20 protein-coding genes, 1 pseudogene and 1 riboswitch are annotated in these 24,982 nt (G+C 50.0%); of the genes and pseudogenes, 8 read left to right on the forward strand and 13 right to left on the reverse strand.

Annotated features, from left to right (window positions below; all coding sequences use genetic code 11):
* Positions 1-141: pseudogene (locus V8F51_RS00005) on the forward strand (stage V sporulation protein R); the annotation flags it as partial.
* A gap of 44 nt (positions 142-185) precedes the next feature.
* Here the strand turns inward: V8F51_RS00005 and V8F51_RS00010 are convergent.
* Together V8F51_RS00010 and V8F51_RS00015 are read right to left on the reverse strand one after the other, a co-directional pair.
* On the reverse strand, positions 186-827 hold the full coding sequence (locus V8F51_RS00010) for a hypothetical protein (RefSeq protein ID WP_337097982.1): 642 nt from the start codon (positions 825-827) through the stop codon (positions 186-188).
* 110 nt (positions 828-937) lie between these two features.
* Positions 938-3,211: a glycoside hydrolase family 3 C-terminal domain-containing protein gene (locus tag V8F51_RS00015; RefSeq protein ID WP_337097983.1), complete on the reverse strand. Its 2,274-nt coding sequence runs from the start codon at positions 3,209-3,211 to the stop codon at positions 938-940.
* 122 nt (positions 3,212-3,333) lie between these two features.
* Between V8F51_RS00015 and V8F51_RS00020 the strand changes: the two genes are divergently transcribed.
* The gene (locus V8F51_RS00020; RefSeq protein WP_337097984.1) at positions 3,334-4,590 is read left to right on the forward strand and encodes a helix-turn-helix domain-containing protein; all 1,257 of its coding nucleotides are present in this window, start codon (positions 3,334-3,336) and stop codon (positions 4,588-4,590) included.
* A 104-nt stretch (positions 4,591-4,694) separates the two neighbouring features.
* Positions 4,695-5,843 carry a chromate transporter gene (locus V8F51_RS00025; RefSeq protein ID WP_337098423.1) on the forward strand — a complete coding sequence of 383 codons (1,149 nt, stop codon included), beginning with the start codon at positions 4,695-4,697 and terminating at the stop codon, positions 5,841-5,843.
* Here V8F51_RS00025 and V8F51_RS00030 read toward each other — a convergent pair.
* The gene (locus V8F51_RS00030; RefSeq protein WP_337097985.1) at positions 5,833-6,765 is read right to left on the reverse strand and encodes a glycoside hydrolase family 43 protein; all 933 of its coding nucleotides are present in this window, start codon (positions 6,763-6,765) and stop codon (positions 5,833-5,835) included. The two genes, V8F51_RS00025 and V8F51_RS00030, sit on opposite strands and share 11 nt — an antisense overlap.
* 225 nt (positions 6,766-6,990) lie before the next feature.
* On the opposite strand from V8F51_RS00030, the gene V8F51_RS00035 reads away from it, so the two are divergent.
* Both V8F51_RS00035 and V8F51_RS00040 read left to right on the forward strand, forming a co-directional pair.
* Entirely contained in the window at positions 6,991-8,466 is a 1,476-nt protein-coding gene (locus V8F51_RS00035; RefSeq protein WP_337097986.1) for an alpha-L-fucosidase, read from the forward strand.
* Between the two features lie 94 nt (positions 8,467-8,560).
* Positions 8,561-9,745, forward strand: coding sequence for an MFS transporter (locus tag V8F51_RS00040; protein ID WP_337097987.1), 1,185 nt, complete (start codon positions 8,561-8,563; stop codon positions 9,743-9,745).
* Positions 9,746-9,837: 92 nt separating this feature from the next.
* Here the strand turns inward: V8F51_RS00040 and V8F51_RS00045 are convergent, their stop codons facing one another.
* Positions 9,838-10,164 carry a WGxxGxxG family protein gene (locus tag V8F51_RS00045; protein WP_337097988.1) on the reverse strand — a complete coding sequence of 109 codons (327 nt, stop codon included), beginning with the start codon at positions 10,162-10,164 and terminating at the stop codon, positions 9,838-9,840.
* 88 nt (positions 10,165-10,252) lie between these two features.
* A complete protein-coding gene (locus tag V8F51_RS00050; protein WP_337097989.1) occupies positions 10,253-11,971 on the reverse strand; it encodes a ribonuclease J in 1,719 nt (572 codons plus the stop codon).
* A gap of 225 nt (positions 11,972-12,196) precedes the next feature.
* On the opposite strand from V8F51_RS00050, the gene V8F51_RS00055 reads away from it, so the two are divergent.
* On the forward strand, positions 12,197-13,624 hold the full coding sequence (locus V8F51_RS00055; protein WP_337097990.1) for a copper amine oxidase N-terminal domain-containing protein: 1,428 nt from the start codon (positions 12,197-12,199) through the stop codon (positions 13,622-13,624).
* A 229-nt stretch (positions 13,625-13,853) separates the two neighbouring features.
* A complete protein-coding gene (locus V8F51_RS00060) occupies positions 13,854-14,240 on the forward strand; it encodes a CBO0543 family protein (protein WP_337097991.1) in 387 nt (128 codons plus the stop codon).
* Between the two features lie 39 nt (positions 14,241-14,279).
* Here the strand turns inward: V8F51_RS00060 and V8F51_RS00065 are convergent, their stop codons facing one another.
* The 4 genes from V8F51_RS00065 to V8F51_RS00080 are packed head-to-tail and all read right to left on the reverse strand — an operon-like array spanning position 14,280 to position 16,511.
* Entirely contained in the window at positions 14,280-15,086 is an 807-nt protein-coding gene (locus tag V8F51_RS00065) for a YfiT family bacillithiol transferase (RefSeq protein ID WP_337097992.1), read from the reverse strand.
* Positions 15,074-15,334 carry an AAA family ATPase gene (locus V8F51_RS00070; protein WP_337097993.1) on the reverse strand — a complete coding sequence of 87 codons (261 nt, stop codon included), beginning with the start codon at positions 15,332-15,334 and terminating at the stop codon, positions 15,074-15,076. Before V8F51_RS00070 ends, V8F51_RS00065 begins: the two co-directional genes overlap by 13 nt.
* Positions 15,335-15,379: 45 nt before the next feature.
* Positions 15,380-16,054, reverse strand: a complete 675-nt coding sequence (locus V8F51_RS00075; RefSeq protein WP_337097994.1) for an HAD family hydrolase — start codon at positions 16,052-16,054, stop codon at positions 15,380-15,382.
* Between the two features lie 25 nt (positions 16,055-16,079).
* Positions 16,080-16,511, reverse strand: a complete 432-nt coding sequence (locus V8F51_RS00080; RefSeq protein ID WP_337097995.1) for a hypothetical protein — start codon at positions 16,509-16,511, stop codon at positions 16,080-16,082.
* 220 nt (positions 16,512-16,731) lie between these two features.
* Between V8F51_RS00080 and V8F51_RS00085 the strand changes: the two genes are divergently transcribed.
* Positions 16,732-17,876 (forward strand): IS3 family transposase gene (locus V8F51_RS00085; protein ID WP_337097996.1). Its coding sequence is split into 2 segments (ribosomal slippage): positions 16,732-17,005 and positions 17,005-17,876, totalling 1,146 coding nucleotides; the frame shifts between segments, so codons are not numbered across the junction.
* 98 nt (positions 17,877-17,974) lie between these two features.
* Here V8F51_RS00085 and V8F51_RS00090 read toward each other — a convergent pair.
* The 4 genes from V8F51_RS00090 to V8F51_RS00105 are packed head-to-tail and all read right to left on the reverse strand — an operon-like array spanning position 17,975 to position 24,743.
* A complete protein-coding gene (locus V8F51_RS00090) occupies positions 17,975-19,732 on the reverse strand; it encodes an allophanate hydrolase (protein ID WP_337097997.1) in 1,758 nt (585 codons plus the stop codon).
* Complete coding sequence (gene uca / locus V8F51_RS00095; RefSeq protein ID WP_337097998.1) at positions 19,729-23,343, reverse strand: urea carboxylase; 3,615 nt, start codon at positions 23,341-23,343, stop codon at positions 19,729-19,731. The genes V8F51_RS00090 and uca overlap by 4 nt, the downstream gene beginning before the upstream one ends.
* Positions 23,336-24,019 (reverse strand): urea amidolyase associated protein UAAP2, encoded by a 684-nt coding sequence (locus V8F51_RS00100; protein ID WP_337097999.1) that lies wholly within the window; start codon positions 24,017-24,019, stop codon positions 23,336-23,338. Before V8F51_RS00100 ends, uca begins: the two co-directional genes overlap by 8 nt.
* A 1-nt stretch (position 24,020) precedes the next feature.
* On the reverse strand, positions 24,021-24,743 hold the full coding sequence (locus V8F51_RS00105) for an urea amidolyase associated protein UAAP1 (RefSeq protein ID WP_337098000.1): 723 nt from the start codon (positions 24,741-24,743) through the stop codon (positions 24,021-24,023).
* A 75-nt stretch (positions 24,744-24,818) separates the two neighbouring features.
* A riboswitch (guanidine-I (ykkC/yxkD leader) is annotated at positions 24,819-24,925 on the reverse strand.
* Positions 24,926-24,982: the final 57 nt, after the last annotated feature.

A 24,982-nucleotide genomic window follows, 5' to 3' on the forward strand; every position in this document is an offset into this window, starting at 1 on the left:
CTGGATCTGAAGTACGTGGAACGCACGCTGCCTTATGTCGTGCAGCTTTGGGGCAAGAACGTTCATCTGGAGACGTTCGTGGAGGATAAAAAGATTGTGTTCAGCTGCGACGGGAAGAAAACGAGTCGGAAGTTTTTATAAATTATAAAAGGTGCCTAATCGTATTTAAGCGATTAGGCACCTTCCTATTCAATGGTCACGCCTAATTCAATCAGTTGTCCCAACACATCCTCGATTTTCCGCTCCGGGTTAAGCTTCGCTATGTTTGCCGCTGAGGTCCTTCCATCCTCGATTAGTTGCCGCACCGCTGGCAAATCTACCTCAACCTCAAAATAACTATTCGCCCACTCGGCATAGCTATCCACTGTATCGTTCAAGTAGCCAAGCAAAAAATTCGAACCGTCGTCCAATCCTTCGGGTCGCTCGTATTCGCCGCTATACCAGTGCTCGTCTCCTTGATTGCGCCAATAGCAAAACGTTACGTCCTCCGTGCTTAGCGCTTCGTCCTGCACATATTGAAGCAAAGCTTCAGGAACCTGCTCGTAAATGCCTGGCCATACTCCATACTCATCCTGCGCATGTGGACTATAGGGAGATTCATGATCAAAGCCCTTCACAATGATACCTCCCTGTGCAAAAACAACAAACAAATCGTCGCCGGCCCCATTGTCGATCTTCCCAACCTCTACGCCTTCTGCCCAGTCAGGCATGTATTGATGAACGCACAGCCACTCCTCCTCGCATAATATCAAATCAAGCGCTGCTAGCCGGCGCATACATTCCTTTAATAAATTCGGCTCCGGCAGATCCACATCGCATTTCCTCATATTCAATCCTCCTGATTTGAGTAATCTAGTTCTATGTATCTCTTACGATAGAATCATACCACAACACAAAACCGACTCCAGCAGGAATCGGTTTTATGAACAAAGGCGATCTATGATCGATTTAATTGATCAATCAGGTCAGACAACATAACATCCGTAAAGGCTCCTTGGCTGAACGAAACCAAATTTCGCAGCGGCAAATAGTTCATCATCGCCTTCATCATCTCGGCACCGTGCTCTTCAGCATCTTCGCCTAGAGGCATCATACTCTGCATCAGCTGCAACATTGGCTGAATCTTCGGTGCTGTGCTTGGGTTATTCAGCAAATCGCCTAGCAGCGAATTCCGATGGTATACCACTTTTAATTCGACGGTTGAGGAGACTGTCAGCGTTTCGCTAAGCACAATGTCTTGCGATGATCGGCCGATCAACACGGCGAACTGCCCGCTTTCCACATGCCAATCCTTCAACTCAACGTTGTAATAGGCGAAGGAACGTTTATCAAGCGTGAACGTAACCGTCTTCTGCTCGCCTGGCTGAAGCTCTACCTTGGCAAAGCCCTTCAGTTCCTTCTCGGGACGATCTATCGTGCTCGCCACATCCCTAACGTAGAGCTGCAAAATTTCTTTGCCTGCGCGAAGCCCCGTATTTGTAACCATAACTCGAACGTTTACCGTTTCTGTATCGCTAATTTCGTTGGAGTCAATCGTCAGGTTCGAATAATCGAATGTCGTATAGCTAAGACCGTGTCCGAACGGGAACAATGGCTTCATCTGCTTCGCATCATAGTACCGATAGCCGACATATAGCCCCTCACGATATTCCACCCGATCACCTGCTCCCGGGAAAAATAAATAAGACGGATTGTCGCTTACCTTCATTGGGAATGTCTCTGCCAGCTTGCCGCTTGGATTGGCGATGCCGTAGAGGATGTCTGCTATAGCTCCGCCAACCGCTTGCCCTCCCAAATAGGCTTCAAGAATACTAGTTACGTCGTTTTCCCATGGCATCTCAACGGGAGATCCGTTCATCAGAACAACGATGACGCGGCTTTGCACTCCCGCAACCGCTTCAATTAAACGGTTCTGATTAGCGGGCAGACTCATATGGCTTCTGTCATAACCTTCAGATTCATATCGGTCCGGAAGCCCGGCGAAAATAATGGCCACTTCAGCTTCGCTTGCCGCTTTCTTCGCTTCCTCCGTCAACACATCATCCTCTAAATCACTTTCGACAGTGAATCCTTTCGAATACAGGATCGATGCGGAATCGCCGGCGAGCTTCTTGATCTCCTGAAGCGGCACATCCATTCTTGTAGGAACGATATGCGAGCTTCCTCCGCCTTGATATCTCGCTTTCTCGGCAAACGGGCCAATGACAGCGACCTTCATCCCTTTGCTTAGCGGAAGCAGCGAGCTCTCATTCTTAAGCAGCACCATACTTTCACTCGCCACTTGACGAGCCAGCCGGTGATGCTCATCTTGGTCATAGGAGGCATTCTCTTTCTTATGGTCAACACTCATGAAAATAATTCGAAGCAGTCTTTCGACCGCATGATCAAGCGCCTCCACCGAAAGCTTCCCGCTGTTTACGGCTTCGACAACTTCCTTATCGCTATAGCCATTGTTGGCCGGCATCTCCAGCTCAAGACCTGAAGCCAGCGCATTCACGCGTTTGTCGACAGCGCCCCAATCGGATACGACGAACCCTTCATGACCCCATTCTTCCTTCAATATATGAGTGAGCAAACGTTCATTCTCTGAAGCATACGTTCCATTCACTTTGTTATAGGAGCTCATCACGGTCCATGGCTGACCTTTCTTGACAGCGCCCTCAAAGCTTGCCAAGTAAATTTCCCGCAGCGTACGCTCGTCTACTACCGCATCGACCGACATCCGGCGATGCTCCTGGTTATTGACCGCAAAATGCTTAAGAGAGGTGCCGACGCCTTGGCTTTGCACGCCGCCGATATGTGCGGCTGCCATTTCCGAGGAAAGATACGGATCCTCCGAGAAATATTCAAAATTGCGTCCATTAAGCGGAGAACGTTTTATATTGGCGCCAGGTCCGAGCAGAACGGCAACATCCTCTGCCTGACATTCTTCGCCTAAGGCAACGCCGACTTGCTTGATTAGCTCCCGATCCCAAGAGCCGGCAAGCCCTGCCGCAGAAGGAAAACAAGTGGCGGGAACGCTATTAAAAACACCTAAGTGATCGGAGTCTCCTTTTTGCTTGCGCAACCCATGCGGACCGTCCGTCACCATGATGGAAGGAATACCGAGCCGTTCCACACCTTTCAGATGCCAAAAATCGAGTCCGGAGCACATCCCCGCCTTTTCCTCCAAAGTCATTTGAGAGATTAGTTTTTGAATATCGCGTTTCATTTTGTATTTCCTCCTTCGTCCAATGATTTAGCTTATCTTCAAACAAGATTATAAATGAAGACGCTTACCGTTTATGGTATATTTATTAGAAAAATAGGATTATTGTAAGGTGGCGATTTCGAATGTATTCAGCAAAGTCCCATAATGAGCTTACTTACTTGTGCAAGCTTATTCATGAAAGCATCCAATTGCCGGTTTATTGCAAAAGCGGCGATTTCGAGTATGTCGACGTCACTAGCATCAATGACCAGTCTCGTTCTCTTTATCGCGAGCAGCTTGAGCATATCTGCTCACTCCAACCGAACGCTCAGGAATTCACCCTCCCCATTGTGCATACGACCCCCTATTGGGATCAGTTTATATTGATACCCGTTCATCGAAATAAAGATCGCATCGGTACAATCATAATTGGTCCCGTCACGACTCAAGCATTGTCCGAGATGGTTGTCGGCAATATCCTTAATGACAATAATGTGCCATATAAACAGCAAGCGACTTGGCTTCAATATTTATGTTGTCTGCCTTTCGTGAATCGATCGCGATTGTATCACATTAGTGTGATGACTTATTTACTTGCGAACGGCGTGGCATTAGACATTGCCGATGTGCTGGAGTACAACTTTCGCCATGAGCAGCGATTTCTGTATGAAGACAATCCCGAGCTAACGCTCTCCAATCGCCGGGAGTCGTCCCTTTTCCATTCGGATCGGGATCATGAGACAAGGATGCTAAGAACGATTAGCAACGGAGACAAAGCTGCTCTTCTTAGCATGATGATTAACCTTCCCTTTGAAGGAGCAGGCGTGCTTTCCAAGCGAAGCCAGCTGCGGAATATCAAAAATCTGGCCATAAGCGGAATTACCCTTGCTACTCGAGCAGCAATGGATGGAGGCTTGCATACCGAACTCGCTTATACGATAAGCGATCACCATATCCAGCATATCGAGGAGCTGAAGGATGCGCGAGCGGTTGACATTGCTCTAATGGATGCTTTTCTCGACTTTACAGAGCGAGTAAGCATTAGTAAAATGAGCAGCTCTTCTCGGCCGATTGCAGCCTGCAAGGCTTATATTTTCAACCATATGTATGAGGATATCCCGCTTCGGAAGCTTGCGGAGCTGACTCGCTTGAACAGTAATTATTTGTCGCATTTGTTCCGCAAAGAAACAAGCATGACCATTAGCCAATACATTCAGAAGGAAAGAATCGAGGAGGCGAAGAGGCTGCTGGAGCTGACCGACGAGCCTTTATCAACGATTGCTTCGAAGCTCAATTATTACGATCAAACCCATTTCAATAAATTATTCAAAAAACACGCCAATTTGACCCCAAAGCAGTATCGCAATCGATATACTGCAGACAAACAAGAGTACAAATAACATCATTTCTTTAAACAGAACTCTGCGTTCGAATGATAAAATAATAGGAACGTGAAGGATGGAAGGAGTCGTAGCTGGTGCTAAAGGCGCTGCTAGAAGTTTTGATGATCTCTACGAAGCTTGGATTAACGTCCTTTGGCGGACCTATTGCTCATTTGGGTTATTTTCATGAAGAGTACGTAAAGCGCAGAAACTGGCTGGACGAGCGGAGCTTTGCGGACTTGGTAGCGTTAAGCCAATTCCTTCCTGGACCTGCTAGCAGCCAGGTCGGAATCGGCATTGGCATCCTAAGAGCAGGCATGATGGGCGGTATTGTCGCGTTCATTGGATTCACGTTGCCCTCTGCACTTGCGTTAGCTTTATTTGCCATGCTGGTGCAGCATTTCGATATTGGAGATGCAGGATGGGTTCACGGATTGAAGATCGTGGCGGTCGCGATCGTCGCCCAAGCTATTCTAGGAATGGGCCAGAAGCTTACACCCGACAAGACTAGAATTACGATTGCTGTGCTAGCAGCGACAGTCAGCCTGCTGTGGCAGTCTGCTTTCAGTCAAGTAAGCCTGATCATTGTGGCGGGCATAATAGGCTTATTTCTGTTCAAGACTGACCGATTGCCTGAACTTCCTAACACTATCGTGCCTGTCAGCCGAAAGCTTGGAGCTACTCTATTAATCGCATTTGCAACGCTCTTAATAGGTTTGCCTATCCTAAGAATAATGGCGCCGATGTCTGAGGTTGCCCTCTTTGACAGCTTCTATCGCGCGGGCTCTCTCGTGTTCGGCGGCGGCCATGTCGTATTGCCGCTGCTCGAGACAGAACTGGCAGGCGCTCACGGGATAGGAAAAGAAGCGTTTATTGCCGGATACGGCGCAGCGCAAGCTGTACCGGGACCTTTGTTCACGTTCTCTTCCTATCTAGGCGCAATGCTTAACGGGTGGCTCGGCGCAATAATTGCAACGATTGCCATTTTTCTGCCTGCTTTCCTGCTTATAGCAGGCGCTCTCCCTTTCTGGGACTCGCTTAGAAGAATAGCGAAGGTGCAGAGCGCCCTAACGGGAATAAATGCATGTGTTGTCGGCTTGATACTGGGAGCGTTCTATCATCCGATATGGACAAGCTCGATCATGGAACCTGTCGACTTTGCTTTGGCGGCAGTTTTATTCGCGTTGTTGGTTTATTGGAAACTACCGCCTTGGCTCGTAGTCCTTATAGGCGCTTTCGCCGGTATCTGCATGGATGCGATTAAGCTTTGATTCTGAGAATGCGTTCGTATTCTTCCGACGTGATGGATAGAACAGTTCCGTGTTTGAAGCGGTACGGGAAGTTGAAGCTTGCATCGGAACGAATGAATAATCCGCTGTCGATGTCATCAGCAATGAATGGAACATAACCTTGACCTTCACCCTGTACGCCGTAGAAGTCAAGCATTAAACACCATCTGCCATCGGCAAGCTTGAACGCCGTCGGCGCTTCATACGCTGTGCTCTCAAGCTTCGCCATCTCCGCTTCGAACGCTTCAATTCTCGTATATTCGCCAGTGAGCGTTTTTCCTTTTTGCAAAATAATGCTGGCAGGATCCGCTTCGCTCTTAAGAAAACGATAAAATAAACCGTTCTCCTCGTAGATTGCGGAATCAATAATGCCGCTGCCGTCCTTCCGGCATAACATCTGCGGAGCAGTGAAGCTTTCAAAGTCTTTCGTTCGGGTATAGTAGATCGCTTTATGCCCGTAGTTGTTGGAGGCGTGGGCAGAAGACCAATGAATGACGTAATCCTCATTCCGATGATCATAAATAACATCCGGCGCCCACAGACATCCGAAATCTTCATCGCCTAACGGAATCATCCGCTGCTCGGACCAGTTCACGAGATCGTCCGACTCCCACAGCGAGAGACATTTGCTCCCCTCTCTCCCTATGTTCTCCCAGTTGCCTCTGTATTTGGTATCGAAGCCGTTAGCAAGACCAAGATCCGTTGCTAAAATATAAAACTTGCCTGACCTAGTCCGTACAATCGTATGATCCCTGACTCCTTCGTCCCCTAGCTTGCTCCATAGGACAGGCAACCCGTCATTAACCGGCTCCCAGTTGAATCCGTCCTTGCTCAGCGCAAAATAAACCTGCTCGCCGTCCGGCGTCTTCTTTTCCTTAAAATGTACAAATAAATAAGCATCCATTCATTCGCTCTCCTGACGTATATCGTATTGTTGGATTAGTTAAAGCTATCCTCTAAAATATACAAAAACGAAGAGCAAACTAAAATGATGTATGATAGGATCATACTGATCTATTATCCAATGTTAGTTTTGTACAACAGAATGTTAATGTTCTACCTAGGGTACAATTCGCCCTCATACTACAATGAAGAGGATTGAAATCGTTGTTGAGGAGGAGCATGACGAATGGGTGTGTCCAATACGATAGACAAAAGCGAATATTTGCAAACGATCGACCGTACGATCGCAACGGGGAGATTCAAAGATAATTGGGATTCGCTATCGGCATTCGAGGTGCCTGACTGGTACAGCCGTGCGAAGTTCGGCATCTTCATCCATTGGGGGCTATATTCCATTCAAGCGCATTATAGCGAATGGTATTCAAGAAATATGTATATTCAAGGCTCCGACGAGTACAAGCATCATCTCGCCACTTACGGCGAACATAAGGATTTCGGCTACAAAGACTTCATTCCTATGTTCACGGCGGCTAACTTCAATGCCGATGAATGGGCACAGCTGTTCAAGCAATCGGGAGCCCGGTACGTCATGCCGGTTGCAGAGCATCATGACGGCTTCCAGATATACCGCAGCGCCGTCTCTCCATATAACGCATACGACATGGGGCCGAGGCGTGATCTGCTAGGAGAGATGAAAACATCCTTCGAGCGTAATGATCTCGTATTCTGCGCCTCTTCCCATCGTGCGGAGCATTGGTTCTTCATGTCGCACGGCAAAACATTCGACTCCGATATTAAGGAGCCGCTTGCTTGCGGCGACTTCTACTGGCCGGCCATGCCCGAGCCTGACCATCATGACCTACTCGGATCGCCGCCGAACGAGCAATACTTGGAGGACTGGCTCATTCGCTGCTGCGAGCTTGTCGACAATTACCAGCCCCGCGTATTTTATTTCGACTGGTGGATCCAAACCTCAGCCTTCAAGCCTTATTTAAAGAAGTTCGCCGCGTATTACTATAACAGAGCGGCTGAACTCGGTTATCCGGCAGCAATTAATTACAAGCATGACGCCTTCATGCTTGGCACTGCAGTCCCTGACGTCGAGCGCGGACAGTTCGCGGAGCTGAAGCCGTATTTTTGGCAGACGGATACAGCCATCGCCAGAAACTCTTGGTCACATTCCGTTAATAACGATTACAAGCCGGCTGTCGAGATTATTCGCGACTTGGTCGATATCGTAAGCAAGAACGGCAATCTGCTGCTCAACGTCGGACCGAAAGCCGACGGATCAATCTCGGAAGAAGACCGCCAAGTACTGCTTGATATCGGCGGCTGGCTTCATGTCAATGGTGAGGCAATTTACGATTCCACCTATTGGCGAGTTTTCGGAGAAGGCCCGACCGAAGTAGAGGAAGGCCAATTCACCGACGGTAAAGGGAAAATATTCACTAGCGAGGATATCCGCTTCACCGTCAAGGGGAGCAGTCTCTATGCGACCATTCTGGTATATCCGGAGAACGGAGTCGTGAACATTCGCTCACTTAAAAAACATTCACATCATTTCCAGGCGCTGATTAAGGATATTACGGTAATCGGCTTCGAGGAAAAGCCAGTCTGGGAACGGACAAATGAAGCGCTCATAATCAAGACAACAACAGTCCGAAGCACTCATCCGGTCGTGTTCCGAATCGTAGTCGATTAATTCGCAACGGAATAGTCCAAAGAAAGCTATAATGGGTATAGATCCAAGGTAATTAAAGCAAATTATAGTATCAATACTCGGAGGTTCTCCCATCATGTCATTACTGCTTAGAAATAGAGCCACCATCCTTTTGCTCATGCTTAACATTTTCTTGGTGTTCACCGGTATTGGACTTATCATTCCAATCATGCCGACGTACATGAACGAGCTGCATATTAGCGGCAGCATCGTTGGTTTGCTTGTTGCCGCTTTTTCGTTAACGCAACTGCTGTTCTCGCCGCTGGCAGGTAGACTGTCGGATTCACTCGGTCGCAAAAAACTGATTATTGCCGGCATGATCGTATTCGCTGTTTCCGAGTGGCTGTTCGGCATTTCGAACGGACCGCTGTTTCTGTTCGTATCCAGAATGCTCGGAGGCGTTGGCGCAGCGCTTATTATGCCAGCCGTTATGGCTTATACGGCGGATGTTACATCCAATGAGGAAAGAGCAGCCGGCATGGGCTATATTAATGCAGCCATTACAACCGGGTTCATTATCGGTCCTGGTATTGGCGGCTATTTGGCCGAATTCGGGCTGCGAGTCCCGTTCTATGCTGCTGCCGTTGCCGGGCTTGTCGCCGCCTTCATTACAGCGCTTGTCTTGCCGGAGTCTGCTCATTCGAAGCAGAACCGCACAGAAGCTGCTCAACAGACCAATACCGCCAAACAACGGCTGCTGAGTCAGCTTTTCCGCTCGTACAAAGAGCCCTACTTTATGAGCTTGATCCTTGTATTCGTCACCTCGTTCGGACTCGCTAATTATGAAACGGTATTCAGCTTGTTCGTCGACCATAAGTTCCAGTTCACTGCCAAGGACATTGCCTTTATTATTACATTCGGCTCAATTGCCGGCGCAGTCGTGCAATTAACGATTTTCGGATGGATATTGGACCATTTTGGCGAGAAAAAAGTGATCTCGATTTGTTTGATCATCGCGGCTGTATTCGTATTGCTAACCCTCTTCGTACATAAATATTGGCTCGTAGTCGTTGTGACCTTCATCGTATTTTTGGCCACGGATATCCTTCGCCCGGCAATCAGTACGCAGATGTCCAAGATGGCACTCGGTCAGCAAGGCTATGTAGCAGGCCTTAACTCCGCTTTTACGAGCTTAGGCAACATTTCCGGTCCGATCGTCGCAGGAGTTTTATTCGATCTAAACATCAATTTCCCCTATTTCGCAGCCTCCGTCATTTTAGCTTTATGTTTCGTATTATCGCTACGAACCAAATCCTATTGAATAGTGATCAAACAAATAACCAAGGAACTCCCTCATCAGAGCGGAGTTCCTTGGTTATGAAGACTAAACATGAACGAACGAGTGACTTTATTTTACGCGTGATCGCGTTCGCGGCCGCGGTTTCTCATGCCGGCAAGACCTATCAAACCGAGAAGACCAAGCCAGCCCCAATCAAATCCATCGTCGGTATCAACAGCATTCGTTCTGTAGTTATTCGTGCGCACCGTATTCCCGTTATCGATACGATGGATGTCCGTGCCAAGTGCACGATTTGTTGAGTTAATGCCTTTATTGACGCCATGTCGGATCTCGTCCGCTGGCGTATCATCCATCCGATTCATATTGTCCGCAAATGCGGGTACAGCAGAGAAGATCATCAAGCATGCAACTACGCTAAAAACAGCCAGCCACTTCTTCATTTTATTACCCCTCTTCTTGTTGATGTACAAGCTTGATTATTTTCTGTCACGATGCAGACGATTATTCACAGATTCAAGCCACTCGCTCTTATACCTCAATAACGATGGGCAATATCATCGGTCTTCTTTTCGTTTGGGCGTAAACGAACTTACCGACCGCTTCCTTCACCCTCTGCTTCATCATCGTCCATTTCACCGGTTTGCCGTCCTCATGCAAGTTCTCGATAGCCGTAAGCGCAAGCTTGCTGGCAGCTTCAAGCAATCCTTCGGATTCCCGCATGTAGACGAAGCCTCGTGAAATAATGTCGGGGCCAGACAATATCGAGCCGTCCGCCTTGCTAAGCGTAAGGACGATTACGACGATACCGTCCTCTGCCAAATGCTTGCGATCACGCAGCACGATATTACCGACATCGCCGATGCCGAAACCGTCAACGAGTGTATTGCCCACTGGCACTTTGCGTGTTTTGACTGCGACTTGCTGCTGTATATCGACAACATCGCCATTGCTGACGATGAAAACATTTTCCGAATGAACGCCGACCGATTCAGCCAGCTTCTTATGCTGAAGCAGCATCCGGTACTCTCCGTGTATCGGAATGAAGTAAGTTGGTTTCATGAGCGTCAGCATCAGCTTAAGCTCTTCTTGACTCGCGTGGCCTGACACATGAAGGCCCGTGGATGCCCCTGACCCGTAGATTACATGAGCACCTAGCTGGAACAAATTATCGACGACCGATGAAACGGCTCGCTCGTTGCCAGGTATTGGAGACGACGCAAGAATAACCGTATCCCCTGGCAGTATCTCTGCTCCGCGGTAGCTCGCGCTCGCCAGCCTAGCCAATGCCGCCATCGACTCGCCTTGACTGCCGGTGCATAATACGGCTACACGGCTACGTTCCAGTTGGCCGATAGCAGCAGCATCTACGAGCATTCCTTCCGGAATGTTCAGATGCCCGAGCTCCGTAGCAACCGCAACGACATTGACCATACTGCGTCCAAGCAACGCTACCTTGCGCCCAGTCAGATGGGCTGCATCGATGATTTGCTGCAGCCGATGGACGTTCGATGCGAAGGTCGAGATGAACACGCGATTTGTCGCCGAGACAATCGCTTCCTCAATATGTTTACCGACGACCCGCTCTGAAGGCGTGAAGCCCGGCCGTTCGGCATTCGTGCTTTCTGATAGCAGCGCAAGCACTCCACTTTGGCCTAACGCAGCCATTTTATGAATATCTGGATATTGCCCACCGACAGGAGTAAGGTCGAACTTGAAGTCGCCCGTATGAACAACCGTTCCTTCAGGCGTGTCAAAGGCAATGCCAAGACAATCGGGAATGCTGTGATTCGTTCGAAAGAAGGTCGCGGTCATCGCTCCTAATGAGATTCTCGAATCACCGTCGATTATGATCAGCTCGCTTTGATCCAGTAAACCGTTCTCGCTCAGCTTTCCTTTGATCAATCCAAGCGTGAGAGCTGTGCCGTAGATGCGCATATTCAATTGCTTCAACAAATAAGGAATACCGCCGATATGGTCCTCGTGTCCGTGCGTAACAATCATGCCGACGACCTTCTCTTTATTTTGCAGTAAATACGTGATATCCGGAATAATGAGATCGATGCCCAGCAAGCTCTCGTCTGGAAACTTGGAGCCGCCATCAATTACAACGATCTCATCGCCGTATTGAACAACATACATGTTTTTGCCGATTTCGTTAACGCCGCCGAGGGCGAATATCGACAATTTACTTTCATTAGGCGCCGCATGAATAGTCGCATCGTTGCGCTCATCAGTTGAAGTGCTCATCATGTCCCTCCCGTTTGGATCAAAAAAATGACGGCGTTAGTATACCCTCAGGTCGGTGGACTGATGCTCAGTTGACCATTGAGTTCGTATTGCCCGTCACCGCGAGAATGGATGGATGTGATTTGAAATGCAACTAAATTAATCCAATAAACGTCTTTATGTTCGTATAATAAATCGCCTCTTAAATCGGCGCTTTTTAACTTGAATGCGAAAGAAGGTAAGCGGATGAGCGAACAGAGTATGACAGAAGATCATTCAGGTTCAGAAAAAATAATGCGGTGTTTATTATCGGCAAAATGGTTTCTATTGGTCAGCCTTGCATTAGCTCTAACGTTTGGCGTCAGGCTGCAAGCTGCCGAAGGGGCGCCAGGAAAATCGCTAGCAGGAATCGTACAAGTTGTCGGCAACCATGCGATTGATAAAGACGATATACTATGGTCTTGGGATGAAACCCATTATTCGGCAGTTCCAATCCTAACAAATGTCAAGCAAGCTGCATCCGGTGACATCGCGTTAAAAAAAGACGGGTCTGTATGGGTATGGGGGCTGCAAATATATAATTGGGTCGATGATCAAGGTCATTTCAGCGGACTCGGCTCTTCGTTCCAGCAGCCCGCTCAGATTAAAGATCTTCCCGCTATCCAGCAGGTCATCGGCACGTACTGGCGTAAGTTCGCTATCGATACGAAGGGGAACGTATGGGAGATCAACGGCGTTAGTCACACTGCCAAGCAGGTCGAAGGCTTGAAGAACATCGTCGCCTTGGATGTTCATACATACAACAGCGCGCTCGACAACCATGGTGATTTGTGGATATGGGGCTTGACCCAAGCTGATACTTCTGTAGCTCCAAAAAAAGTATTAAGCGGCGTTCGGGCGATTACAGGCGGACTGGCTATCGGGAACGATTGGACCATGACCGAAATGCATCGAACATTGCTGGAGGGGGGGACGACTAGCCCCGAACATAAGATCAACGTCGATCTGCGTACTATATCGGCAACGACGTCGGCTGTATCTGGCGCCTATGTCGAAGGTCGTTCCGATTTTTCATTTTTGCTTCAAAACAACGGAAAAGTATGGACGGTTATTGATGCCTACCCCGCTAGCAAGGGCGTACTGCTGCAACAGATAGCAGCGCTAACGAATGTATCCGCCATATCTGCGAAGGGCATGGGGGGAGGTTCGGCTTTGCACCGTGACGGCACCGTATCTTCTTGGAGCGGAGCCGAAGTTAACCAAAGCTTTAATAACCGTTTTAATCAGCACAAATCTATGGCCGGATTTCCGATTAAGCCGGTAAAGGTAACGACAGGTATAGGCATTAAAGTGAACGGAACAATATCGGTTATGCCTACTCAACCGCAACTATTCGGCAAACGTGTATACATTCCCGTGCGCGGGCTGTTCGAATCGTTAGGCGGGAAAGTCGGCATTAACGGAAAATTAGTAACGATCTCTTACGGCATGCACCATGTCGAGCTAGAATTAGGGACTTCAACTGCTCGCATCGACGGTGAAACGGTACAGCTGGATGACCCTATCCGCATTGAGAATGGAAGAACTATGGTGCCATTCCGATTCATCGGCGAGGCTCTTGGCGCGAGCATCAATTGGAATCATATTTATAAAACGGTCGAAATATTGCTTTAATCGAGTACGGTTCATGTCTATATAGATAGCGCCCATTCTGGGCGCACATGAAAAATCCCCCTCTCCAAGCGCGGATAGGGGGATTTCACATGATTTAGAAGCATTAAGGGCATACTTCTTTATAAAAAGAAAACGTGAGGCCTATATGATCCTTAACATAATAATCGGGTTCGTAATTCCGTGGATTTTCGGTTTGATGTTACATAGGAGAGCGCCCATAATCATTTACTTGATAGTCCCAATTGCCGCAACCGTATCCGCATTAATCAACGACGTCGGTTATCATCTCGGCTTTTGGGATTTTACCCCGAAGATCGATAACGATGAGACGCTTTCCGCGCTTCCATTGGATCTTGGACTTTATCCGGTCATGGCATCCTTCATGATCTATTGGATAGTCAGAAGCAAACGCTGGCCTTGGCTCAAGATTGCTTGCATCAGTCTGTTCAATACGGTGCTCGAATTCATCGCTTTAATGTTTGGCAAAGCGGAGTATGGCAACGGCTGGAATATAGGTTTAACATTCGTCTCCTATGCGGTGGCGCTAATACTTGTATACCTCTATTACAAGCTGCTCGATAAATACGGGTTTTTCGATAAAGTGAAGACTCATTGATGTACATGACCAAAGCCGGTACGCCCGTTACTAGCATTACTAGCTTGTTCCTTGCTTCGTCGCGATCTCGATCTGAGCTGTATGATGGCGGTTATGCCATACAAATCTTTGCAGTGCAATATCGAGAGTGATGGTCCCTAACACTTGCGTCTTAAGCTTCCTTTGGAAATGCTCTTCTTTCAAACCTAGAAGCAAGCTGTGAAACCGGATATGAAGCGCCTCTAGTAAGGAGAGCGATCTCTCGATTGGCACATCCTTATAATCACTGAGCTCGGCAAATAAATCTTCGCGGTATGTGCTTCCCGCCGGTTCATCCTCGGTTAGCGCCCGCTTGAATCTCAAATAGGCATTCATATCGTTATCCGCCATATGATGCACGATCTGCTTAATGCTCCAGCCTCCCGTTCGATAGGACATCTCAAGTTGCTCAGGAGTAAGCGAATCCGTCAATCGTCTTAGGGCTCTGACTATATCGGGGATTTGTGCTATGAAGCCCGCTCTTGCTTCGCTAGACATATCTATTGGCTCGAACTTCCCAATCGGGTATCGCAGACCATCCAGCGGTAACTGCTCGATTACAAATTCCCCTTCGCCCGACGGAGTCTCGAAGCCATTCAGGAACGAAGTTAAGATTTGCTCGGTAATGGTGAAAGCCGCGTTGGCATCGAATCTCTCGCTTCTGATACGCAGCCGATCACGTAATTCATCAGGTGAAACCTTCAAATAGACAAGCTCCCACTCGCCGCCAGCAGCCTCAATCGCTCTCTTATACTCGTTCCTCCGCTGTCTCTGCCAGAAGCTGAAGTCCACGACGACACATTGCTTTCCTTCTATTAAAGAGACCATATGATTCGCAGCTTTTGCTCCGATTCCGCCTTAAGCTGCTCATAGCTGTCAATCGGATAATCGATTCCGTATCGTCCCTTCGCAGCCCAAATATCTTCATCGATCGATAGACGAACGAACCCTTCAGACTCAAGCTTCTGAGCAAAGGTCGTTTTGCCCGAACCCGCTACCCCGCACATCATGACGACAATAGGCGTTCCCGATCTTTTGCGTAACATCAACTCATGCAGCACCGCGCTTTCTTCCATTCCTGTTTCCTCCTCTCAAAATGGAATACCAGTACGCTCGTAAAATCACAGCATCGTTAACAATTCTTTTGGCATTTGCAGCTTCTCATACTCGCTCTTCATATAAGTGTTGAACCAATAAGCATGAAGCGGCTTCATGCCCGCCTTGCTCGCGCCTTCCAGTTCGCTCGACCCGCCGTCGCCGATAAAAATCGTATGTTCGGACTTTACTTCCAGCCGCTGGCTGCTTAATCGATAGATCCTCTCATCCGGCTTCGCTAATCCAACCTCGTAGGAGAATATAACGTCGTCGAAGTAAGCGGCCAATTCGCTCGAACGCCAGTAGTGGATCTCCTCTTCCGTACAATTGCTGATCAGTCCAAGCTTGATGCCGTTAGCCCGCAGTTGCTTCAATACCTCCACAATATCAGGACGAATTTGTTCAAATGGGCTCTTCTTCTCCATGACCCGTTCCTCATACAAATCATCGACGACTTTTTTGTCGTATTCCAGCTCGCATTGCTTCATCATATCTTCTATTACCGAATGGTAATGAGGGAGCTCACCAGTCATCCTCCTCTGTTGCCTGCTGCCCCACTCTTTCTTAAACTGCTCGTTAGAGATCCCTAGAAGCTCCATGTAATTATAATTTCGTTTCGATGCCCGCTTGCCGTTATCGAACTCGGTAATCAATGTTTCGAATAAGTCAAAAACAACCGCTTGAGTGCGCAAGCGCTTCATCTCCTGTTCGGCTTAAGACTTCAGCTTAAAGCTTAATGACCTCATAATTAGATACTTGTTGATCCAAAAAGGTTACTTCGATGTCATCCGGCAATTGCTCAAGCGCAAGCTTCACAAATAAGCCTTCTTTACTCGTATGCTCGTCGGGATTGCTGTGAGAAGTAATGGTAACGATGAGCTTCTCGCCTGATAGCTTAATATCGGCGAGCGGATACGTATACATGCCGGACTTGCTTAAGTTGGAGAACAATATAATAGAAGAATCTTTTTCAATGAAATAGACATTTGGTTCAGCTAGCTGCTTGATCGCGCTTTGAAATTGCGGGTCCAGTTGCTCGATAGCTACTTGCTCATGCGCTAACGATTCCTGTTCTGGTGTCGTTATGAATTGGATACCGAATAAAAAGGCAACGACCAAGAAGATTACTGCTGTAACTATAGCGACTCTTGTTTTCACAAGTTCCGTTACGCCCCCTTCTTCAAATAAAAGTTGATAACCTTAATCTGCTTCCTATTATATCATTTTCCTATTTATTGAAACTATTTATTGAAACAGAAAGAAGAGCCTTCGGAGTCGTTGTGGGACTGACCCCATAGCGTGAGACAAATCAAAACACCTTCAAGAGAATTCCTTAACATCGTAAGATGTAGAGGACAACTTTGGAGGTGTTTTTGCGTTGGCAACAAGAGTCAGCTACCCACTTGAAATCAAAATGAAAGCTATTGAATTAAGACTGGCTGGTGTTACGAAACGAGAGGTCATGGAGCAGCTTAACATTCGAAATAAGTCACAAGTACAGACGTGGTTACGTTGGTACCATGCAGGTGAACTGAACCGTTTAGAACAGCCTGTCGGTAAACAGTACAGCTATGGCAAAGGTCCGGAATACGCAACCGAGACGGAGAAACTACGTGCAGAGAATCGGTTTTTAAAGCAGCAGGTCGAAGTACTAAAAAAGTTCAAGGAGTTGGAGAGGAGCTGTCGCCAGAAGTCGTAATCCCATGGATGGAGAGCATCAAGAGCATAGTCACCGTACAGCAAGCCTGCGAATGGATCGGGCTCCCCCGTTCCACCTACTATCGTTGGAAGAAGCGAGGCTTAATTGCAAAATCAGACGAGCTTGTCTTACGCATTCGAGAAATGTGTCAAAGGCACCGTTTCCGTTACGGCTATCGGAAGATTACTGCTCAGTTACGGCGTCAAGAGAAGGTTAATCACAAACGTGTACAACGAATTATGCAACAGAACGGATGGCAGTGCCGGGTTAAGGTGAAGAAGCGCAAACAAACAGGGCAACCTGCACATGTAGCAGAGCAATTACTACAGCGGGAATTCGCAGCTGAACGTCCCTTGCAAAAACTGGTCACCGACATTACTTATCTCCCCTATGGTCACAGCATGATGTATCTGTCGAGCATTTTGGATCTATACAATGGCGAGGTTGTGGCCTACAGTATTGGAGATAAGCAGGATGTACATTTTGTACTGGATACACTGCAGCAGCTCCCTGACGTGAGTGGAGCCATGCTGCATAGCGACCAGGGCTCCGTGTACACCTCACATGGGTACCAGCATGCTGTAAAGGAAAAGGGCATTACCATGAGCATGTCCCGCAAAGGAACGCCCGCTGATAATGCCCTGATCGAATCGTTTCATTCCACACTAAAGTCTGAAACGTTCTACCTTGAGAATCTCACTTGTACCACGACGGCAATCGTTGTACAAACGGTACAAGAGTACATTTACTACTATAACGCAATTCGTATTCAAGCGAAACTAAACAACCAGTCACCGATTGAATATCGGCAACTGGCTGCTTAATTAAATAAGGTGTTTTGATCCCTGTCTCAGAAACGGGGGTCAGTCCCTTGTCGACTCTGTTGGCTCTTCTTTCATTAAGCTACGTACTTTATATGCAGTTACATTTGATACGCTTTATCCGACATAGCCGCCCGCCAGCCGCCTGCTGCCGTGACGTTCACTGCCCCTGCCGCTTCTGCTGCATATGCTTCGCATAGGAAACCTGATACGACTGAGCCGTCGCTCAGTTCAACCTTGCCGATGCCAAGCGGCGATGGGATCGCGGCAGTGAATAGGCCGAACGAAGCCGGTGACATCGACCATAGCTCAACCGCTATCGACGCGCCGCTGCTGTCTTCCTCCACGCGTACGAGTCCCGGCTTAACCGGTGTAGTCGGCAGCTTGTAGAGCTCATACTTTGCGGCGGTTGCCGCCTCCTTCATGAATACGGCGCCAAGCCCAGTCATTTGCGGCTCAAGCGCGAAGCCTCGCATATGAAGACCGCATACGGCTACCGTGATCCTCTCTTGCTGTTGCATGAATCGCGCTGCCGCCGCCGTCAGGTTAGCTTCCTCCTCCGGCAAGCTGAACAAAGTGATGCCGAACGGCAGCTGCTGCGCAGCATCGCCTGCTGGAATGGCAATCGCGCTAAGATCAAGCAAATTACAATGATTAGTATACAAGCCCATTTGGCTGTTGGTGACGATTGGATCGGCGTTCACCTGTTCACTCGTCCATGTGCCTCCGCAAGTCGGCAACACAAGCACAGCGTCCTGAAGAATCCGGCGCGTCAGCGCCTTGATTTCTTGCAATCGGTGCTGAGCGCGGAATAACGAAGCTGCATCGAAGTCTTGCCTCGCGCCGGAACGAAGGATCTTCTCGGTCACCGGGAACGTCTCGCCAGGATGACCTTCTACGAATTCGCTCAGATCGGACCATCGCTCGGCAACGAGAGGCCCTTCATAGAGCAGCGCCGCTGCCTCTTGCAACAGCGATACGTCGACTTGCTGCACGGCGACGCCCGACTGCGTGATCGCTTGCTTGGCACGCTGCCACGCCTGCTCGTAATCAGCGGCGTATGGCCCGTAGAAAGCAAGCGGCTCTTGCGGCAGCAGCCATGTCTTCGGCTGCGCCGAGCGCGTAAGCGGGCGATCCGCGGAATACGGATCGCTCGCAAGCTTGCCGCGGACGACGGCGTCTACCGCCTCCGCGTCAGCGAGATTGCGTGTGAACACGGTCACGCAATCGATGCTTCGGCATGCCGGAACGACACCGCGTGACGGCCATGCCCCTACTGCAGGCTTGTAGCCGACAAGCCTGTTAAGCGCGGCCGGCACGCGCCCCGAGCCGGCCGTGTCCGTGCCGAGCGCGAAGGCGGCTTGCCCGCGCGCTACCGATACGGCCGAGCCGGAGCTCGAGCCGCCGCTGATGAGCTCCGGCCGCAGCGCATTATGCGTGTCGCCGTATGGGCTTCGCGTCCCGACGAGCCCAGTCGCGAACTGGTCGAGGTTCGCTTTCCCAACCGGGATCGCTCCCGCGGCGATCAGCCGCTCCACAACAGCTGCATGCTCAACCGGCGTATAGGCAAACGCCTTGCAAGCTGCCGTTGTCGGCCAACCTGCTGCGTCGATGTTGTCCTTCACCGCGAACGGCACTCCCCATAGCGGACTTGTCGCCGGATCGAGCTGCTTAAGCTTCTCGATATACGGCGCAATAAGCTCCATCGATGGCGGCGTAATCCATATATTCATCGCTTTGTCTCGTTCGCAGCGCCGAATAATCGCTCCGATTACTTCCTCCGGCGTAAAGTAGTTCCGTCTGTAGCCTTGCTGCAGGGCGTCTATCGTTAGCTCAAATGGGACCGCTTCTATCGTCATACGAGAATAGCCTCCTCTTGCGGATAGATTGCAGCAATGCAATCGCCTGCGCGTACTTGGTCTCCAGATTTCACGAAAATCGATGCGATAACGCCGTCCGAAGGAGCACATTGCGGGAACTCCATTTTCATACTTTCTTCTATTAATATAACGTCGCCTTTGCGTACCGTCTGACCCGTCTCTACAATCACTTTCCATACGCTGCCGGACATTAAGCAATTAATGCCTTTGCTGCCCTCAGGCAAAGCTTCTCTCTCGCTCGAAGCGGCGGTATCCGGCTCGGATACATGCTCGGCGATTCCGAGTTCCTTCCAATAAGCACGCTCCTGCTGGAAAGCGGATTGCTGCTTATGACGGAACTCCGTCGAACCTTCTTGAATCGTATCCAGCCAAGCGAGATAATCACCAAGCTTGAACGTCGACTCCTCCACTTGGACGACGAACTCCCCGCGCGGGAAATCCTCCCTCATCTGCAGCAGCTCCTCCTTCGATACCGGATAGAACTGAATTTGATCGAAGAAACGAAGCAGCCACGGCTTGCCTTGCTCGAAGTTGGCCGTCGAGCGATGCTTATTCCACATTTGCACCGTACGTCCGACGAACTGATAGCCGCCAGGACCTTCCATGCCGTAGACGCATAAGTATGCGCCTCCGATGCCGACCGCATTTTCAGGCGTCCATGTACGGGCAGGATTATACTTCGTCGTTACGAGTCGATGACGCGGATCGAGCGGAACGGCAACCGGCGCACCTAAGTAAACATCGCCGAGACCCATTACAAGATACGAGGCGTTGAATACAACCTCAGCCACTTCCTCCAGCGAGCCAAGACCGTTCATCCGGCGGATGAATTCGAGGTTGCTCGGGCACCAAGGCGCGTCAGGACGGACATTTTGCTGATAACGCTCAATCGCAAGCTGCGTCGCCGGATCATCCCAAGATAACGGCAGCTTCACGATGCGTGAAGGCACTTCGATCGAATCCAGTGCCGGCAGGCTAAGATCAAGCTGCAGTACGATAGCTGCCGCTTCCTTCACCTTCATGCGGGATGGATCAAGGTGAATTTGCAACGAACGAATACCTGGCGTCAGCTCAACGAAAGGAATTGCTCCGCTGTCCTTTATCGCTTGCATCAGAACATACACTTGGAAACGATATAACAGATCCAATTCACGGTCGCCATATTCGATAAGTAAATTCTCGTCGCCGGAGCAGCGAACAGCTACCGGGAATCGGCGTCCTTCCTCTTCATAGGCGATAAGCGGCATATAATCGCCGCTTGACTGCGCCGGTACAGCCGGCAGTGCAGGGCTGCTGGCAAGCTCATTCAAATATTGTTCTTGCTCGAAGCGAAGCTGCTCGGCTTCCTCGACCGTAATGAGCACGAATCGAACCGTATCGCCCGGGTGCAGCTGGCCGATCTTCCATAGCTCTGCGGATGCAGTCGTTACCGGACAGACGAAGCCGCCGAGACTCGGACCGTCAGGTCCAAGCAGTATCGGCATATCGCCAGTCAAGTCGAGCGCTCCTACCGCGTAGGCATTATCATGAATATTCGACGGATGAAGTCCAGCGTCGCCGCCGTCTTCGCGAGCCCATAGCGGTGCAGGACCGATTAAGCGGACGCCCGTTCTTGAGCTGTTGAAATGAACCTCCCATGCCGTCTCCGTTAATTGCTCCAAATAGGCTGGAAGCAAATATTCCTCCGTGCAATGCGGACCCGGTATAACGCCGATCGTCCATTCCTTGCCAAGCGCTGGGCGCGAGCTTGCGGCGAGTGCCGGAAGCGGCTGGACTTCTGCTCCTTGGCGCACTCTAAGTACGGCACCCGGTCGAACCGCATTGCCCGAATGGCCGCCAAAGCCGCCAAGCGTGAACGTTGCCGCGCTGCCAAGCGTCATCGCCATATCGAAGCCGCCTGCAACGAGCAAGTACGATCGCATGCCCGCCGCTGCTTCGCCTAACGTAAGGATCGATCCCGCTTCCGCGTTCACTGGCGTATACAACGGAACAGCAGCATCATTCAGCGTAGCCCCCATATCAGCGCCTGTCAGGCAGAATGTCATCGCATTGCGGAATTGATAGGAGCCGCCGCGAAGAGTCATTTCAAGACCTGCCGCCTGCTCTTCGTTGCCTAGCAGACGATTACCGATCCGGAATGAGAGTCGATCCATCGGACCGGACGGCGGAACGCCGATATCCCAGTAGCCTACGCGGCCTGGATAATCCTGCACTGTCGTCTGCACGCCGCCGTCGAGTACCTCGATTGCATGCTCGCTTGGGCTGAATGCTCGCAGCATATTCGTATATACATGCCCATCTCGGAATGGAGCTGTATCCAGGAAAGCTTCGATATACGATTGGTTCGTCGTTAGTCCGTATACGCGCAATTCCTTTAGCGCTGCCAGCATGCTGTTGATAGCACCCTCACGCGTTTCGGCGTGAACGATAATTTTCGCAAGCATCGGATCGTACAGCGTCGTTACGTTAACACCTTTCTGAATCCACGTCTCAATACGCGCACCTTGCGGCCAAATGACTTGATCAATCATGCCGTCGCTTGGACGGAAGTCACGCATGCAATCCTCAGCGTAAAGTCGGACCTGCAAGCTATGTCCTTTAGGCTGATCAATAAGCCCCGATAGATTCGTAAGATTGCCAGCCGCTTCCTTCACCATCCACTCCACAAGATCGACGCCGAACACTTCCTCGGTCACGCCATGCTCAACCTGCAAGCGGGTATTCACTTCGAGGAAGTAATAGCGTTCTGCCTCTGGATCATACAAATATTCAACGGTGCCGGCACTGCGATACCCGGCCGCCAGCGCAAGCTGCTGCGCGCTTGCTTGCATATCGCTGCGAATCGCAGCCGGAAGCAGCGGCGCAGGCGTCTCTTCAATAATCTTCTGGTTGCGGCGTTGCACCGAGCAATCCCGTTCGCCAAGCGCAACCGCCTCGCCATAACCATTCCCGAAGATTTGCACCTCGACGTGACGAGCGCGGGCAATATATTTCTCTAGAAACACACCGCCGTCATTAAAGTTAGCAAGCGCTAGGCGCGTGACTGAGTGGAACGCCTCACGCAGCGACATCTCGTCGCCGCATATCCGCATGCCGATACCGCCGCCGCCCGCCGTACTTTTCAGCATGACCGGGTAGCCGATAACCCCCGCACTCTCAACTGCTTCCTCAAGGGTAGAAATGAGCTCCGTGCCTGGCAGCATCGGTACGCCGGCTTTCTGAGCAATGGAACGGGCCGTATGCTTAAGTCCGAACAGCTCAATATGCTCAGGCGCTGGGCCGATGAATGTAATGCCGCGTTCCGCGCAAGCTCTGGCGAACGACGCGTTTTCGCTTAAGAAACCATAACCGGGATGAATCGCGTCCGCTCCGGTCGCCAGCGCCGTCTTCAAGATAAGCTCGGCATTCACGTAGCTTTCCTTCGCAGGTCCTTCTCCGATCAATACCGCCTCGTCCGCTTGCTCGACATGCAAGCTGTCACGATCAGCTGTTGTATACACGGCTACGGATTCGATGCCAAGACTCCGCAGCGTGCGAATAATCCGAACGGCGATAGCGCCGCGATTGGCAATGAGTACTTTTTTAAACATGGCCTTCGCCTCCTTCTGCATCCCATATGATGACTTGTGCCGGTGTTGGATTGTAGGCATTGCATGGGTTATTGAGCTGCGGGCAGTTGCTGATCAATACGGTTACCGGTGCCAGCGCTGTAAGCTCAACATATCTTCCTGGACCGGACACGCCGTCAGCGAAAGTCAGCTTGCCTTCCGGCGTTACCGGCACGTTCATGAAGAAGTTCACGTTCGGCGCAAGATCCTGCTTCGTATATTCACTTCGTCCTGACAGCATGAGCATGAACGTATCGCGGCAGTTGTGCATCGGAAGTGTCTCGTGCGAGTAACGAACGGTGTTGCTTTGCGCCGAGCAAGCCCCTCCGATTGTGTCATGCCGTCCGCATGTGTCGGCCGTTATCTTAAGCAGCTCGCGACCCGATTCAGCTACGAGCACCGATCCTGTGGTCAGGTACAGATTTTGCTGCTTCGTCACGGTCCGAATCGCGCTATAGCGGTCAGCCGGATCTTCCGTCGAATAAAACAGCGTATCGACTGCTTGGTTGCCTTCCACATCGACGATACGCAGCACTTGGCCTTCAAGGAGATCGTACATCCAGCCTTCGCCTGCAGGAATGGTCGTCTCATATATCGCATGAACCCGGTTCAGCTCACTGCCAATCAAGTGATTGCTTGTGCTTATGCTTGTGCTCATATTAGTTAACCCCTCTCATCAACGCATAAGCGTTCCAAGTATTTTCGAAAGCGCGTCTGTTCTCGCCGCAGTGATTCAAGCAAAGGTCATTTTCGCCAATGGGAACCGCATCCGTGATGACAATCTCCACCGCTGTATCAGGATACTGGCTGCCAGGGTCCATCGGGTTCGGCGTATTGGACAATACAACAAGCAGATCCATCTCTGTCCTCAGCGTCAACGATCGCCCGGCTGTCGCTTGCTCTTCGTATCTCATCGTGCCGTCCAGCTCGCAAACGATCTTCGAGAAGAAGTTAATCGGCGTTGTGAAATCTCTAGACGTCAAGTTATGCCGGAACAGCTCCACCTTAAAGTTTTGCTCGGCGTTCCTCAGCCAATCGTTTCTCTTGCTTTGGTAACTCGTCACACCGTACTTTGCATCTATGCTCTCTCGGGTCGTATAGCCGGACAAAGTATCATGCCAGCCGACCGTATCTTCCGTTATCGAAGCGAGAACCTTTCCTTGGTCGCTCATGAGCACATGGCCTGCAGTCAATAACGCCGTGTGCTGCGCTTTAAGCGTATCGGGCATATTGTATCGTTCGGACGGCTGCTGCGCATGGAAGAGCAGACAAGCTAGATTCGCTCTTTCACCCGCTGCAGTTATTGAAATGGTCTTGCCTTTGCTTACATAAGCAGACCATTTGCCGCCCGCCTCAATTTTTGTCGTAAAGATTGCTGTCATGTTATTTCCCCCTATCGTTGGATAAAAAAAAGGAAAAAAGCCCAGGAGAATATCAAAAGAAGCTCTTTTGATTCATTCTCCCGGGCTTTTTTCCCGCCGTGTACATCGATACTGAAGATCGATGCGTCTTCTCTCGGACCAGGCAATCGCAGAAGCGATTCGGAACCCTAGAAAACTTTCCATATGCAATTTCAAATCTTATGTTACGTATTCTAACATGAGTTTTTCGAAGTGGCAAT

Origin of the sequence: Paenibacillus sp. YIM B09110 (assembly GCF_037167145.1) — a bacterium.
Classification (GTDB): Bacteria; Bacillota; Bacilli; order Paenibacillales; family Paenibacillaceae; genus Pristimantibacillus.

What these genes read in the sequence shown, in the direction of transcription:
- V8F51_RS00050 (WP_337097989.1), bottom strand. Translation starts at nt 11,971, where the DNA reads ATGAGCACTTCAACTGATGAGCGCAACGATGCGACTATTCATGCGGCG.
- V8F51_RS00105 (WP_337098000.1), bottom strand. Translation starts at nt 24,743, where the DNA reads ATGACAGCAATCTTTACGACAAAAATTGAGGCGGGCGGCAAATGGTCT.
- V8F51_RS00090 (WP_337097997.1), bottom strand. Translation starts at nt 19,732, where the DNA reads ATGACGATAGAAGCGGTCCCATTTGAGCTAACGATAGACGCCCTGCAG.
- V8F51_RS00025 (WP_337098423.1), top strand. Translation starts at nt 4,695, where the DNA reads ATGATCTCTACGAAGCTTGGATTAACGTCCTTTGGCGGACCTATTGCT.
- V8F51_RS00030 (WP_337097985.1), bottom strand. Translation starts at nt 6,765, where the DNA reads ATGGATGCTTATTTATTTGTACATTTTAAGGAAAAGAAGACGCCGGAC.
- V8F51_RS00015 (WP_337097983.1), bottom strand. Translation starts at nt 3,211, where the DNA reads ATGAAACGCGATATTCAAAAACTAATCTCTCAAATGACTTTGGAGGAA.
- V8F51_RS00065 (WP_337097992.1), bottom strand. Translation starts at nt 15,086, where the DNA reads ATGGTCTCTTTAATAGAAGGAAAGCAATGTGTCGTCGTGGACTTCAGC.
- V8F51_RS00055 (WP_337097990.1), top strand. Translation starts at nt 12,197, where the DNA reads ATGAGCGAACAGAGTATGACAGAAGATCATTCAGGTTCAGAAAAAATA.
- V8F51_RS00100 (WP_337097999.1), bottom strand. Translation starts at nt 24,019, where the DNA reads ATGAGCACAAGCATAAGCACAAGCAATCACTTGATTGGCAGTGAGCTG.
- V8F51_RS00075 (WP_337097994.1), bottom strand. Translation starts at nt 16,054, where the DNA reads ATGAAGCGCTTGCGCACTCAAGCGGTTGTTTTTGACTTATTCGAAACA.
- V8F51_RS00010 (WP_337097982.1), bottom strand. Translation starts at nt 827, where the DNA reads ATGAGGAAATGCGATGTGGATCTGCCGGAGCCGAATTTATTAAAGGAA.
- V8F51_RS00045 (WP_337097988.1), bottom strand. Translation starts at nt 10,164, where the DNA reads ATGAAGAAGTGGCTGGCTGTTTTTAGCGTAGTTGCATGCTTGATGATC.
- V8F51_RS00035 (WP_337097986.1), top strand. Translation starts at nt 6,991, where the DNA reads ATGGGTGTGTCCAATACGATAGACAAAAGCGAATATTTGCAAACGATC.
- V8F51_RS00040 (WP_337097987.1), top strand. Translation starts at nt 8,561, where the DNA reads ATGTCATTACTGCTTAGAAATAGAGCCACCATCCTTTTGCTCATGCTT.
- V8F51_RS00070 (WP_337097993.1), bottom strand. Translation starts at nt 15,334, where the DNA reads ATGGAAGAAAGCGCGGTGCTGCATGAGTTGATGTTACGCAAAAGATCG.
- uca (WP_337097998.1), bottom strand. Translation starts at nt 23,343, where the DNA reads ATGTTTAAAAAAGTACTCATTGCCAATCGCGGCGCTATCGCCGTTCGG.
- V8F51_RS00020 (WP_337097984.1), top strand. Translation starts at nt 3,334, where the DNA reads ATGTATTCAGCAAAGTCCCATAATGAGCTTACTTACTTGTGCAAGCTT.